General features: G+C 71.7%; 1 pseudogene. It reads left to right on the top strand.

Annotation, left to right across the window (positions count from 1 at the left end):
• Positions 1 to 446, top strand: a pseudogene (gene dctD / locus FLO80_RS23885) (two-component system response regulator DctD); the annotation flags it as partial.

Here is a 446-nt window from a genome sequence, read left to right as displayed (position 1 = left end):
GCCGGTGATCCTGATCACCGGCCACGGCGACGTGCCGCTGGCGGTCCAGGCCATGCGCGGCGGCGCCTATGACTTCCTGGAAAAGCCCTTCCCCAGCGACGCCCTGCTCGACAGCGTGCGCCGCGCCCTGGAGGTGCGCCGGCTGGTCCTGGAGAACCGCACCCTGCGCCTGGCCCTGGCCGAACGCCACGAACTGCATGGGCGCCTGATCGGACGCTCGGCCGGCATGCAGCGCCTGCGCGAGCAGGTCGGCTCGCTGGCGGCGATCCAGGCCGACGTGCTGGTCCTTGGCGAAACCGGCGCCGGCAAGGAGGTGGTCGCGCGGGCCCTGCATGACCTGTCGAGCAGACGCGACGGACCGTTCGTCGCGATCAACGCCGGCGCCCTCGCCGAATCGGTGGTGGAAAGCGACGAACGGTCCGTCGCGTCTGCTCGACGGACCGTTC

This window comes from Aquicoccus porphyridii (assembly GCF_008369105.1).
In the GTDB taxonomy this organism is placed as follows: domain Bacteria; phylum Pseudomonadota; class Alphaproteobacteria; order Rhodobacterales; family Rhodobacteraceae; genus Aquicoccus; species Aquicoccus porphyridii.
Note: the sequence above shows the minus strand (reverse complement) of the source record. Positions and strands in the feature narration are given on the sequence as shown.